Here is a 479-nt window from a genome sequence, read left to right as displayed (position 1 = left end):
AACATCAGCAATATTGGTGGCACCGTCTATGCCCGACAAGACCTGAACATCACGACCGCAGCAAAGTTAGACAACAGCCAAGGTACGGTGCAAGCAGATGGCAAACTCAACCTACAAAACGGCACCGGCCTGCAAAACCAACAAGGGCTGATACAAGCCAATCAGCTCAACGTACAAACAAACAGCCTGAACAACCATAGCGGAAAAATACTGCAACTAGGCAGCAGCGACAGCGACATTCAGACCAATGGCCTGCTCGACAATAGCGATGGCCAGCTCATCAGCAACGGCAACAAATTCAGCCTGAAGACTGGCGAGATCAACAACAAAGCAGGCAACATCAGCCATGCTGGCAATGACCAGCTCACCATCACCAACCAAGGCGAACTCAACAACCAGAGTGGCAAACTACTCAGTGCCAGTGCCATCAGCATCGACACCCAAAAAGTCACCAATGACAGCCAAAATGGACAAGCAGG

1 protein-coding gene is annotated in these 479 nt (G+C 50.7%); it reads left to right on the top strand.

The annotated features are described in order from the left end of the window. The coding region (locus ACO0LB_RS20555) for a hypothetical protein (protein WP_423052564.1) at positions 1 to 479 on the top strand (479 nt) is incomplete at both ends.

Origin of the sequence: Undibacterium sp. SXout7W, from assembly GCF_049339385.1 — a bacterium.
Classification (GTDB): Bacteria; Pseudomonadota; Gammaproteobacteria; order Burkholderiales; family Burkholderiaceae_D; genus Undibacterium.
This window is presented reverse-complemented; position numbering and strand designations above follow the sequence as displayed.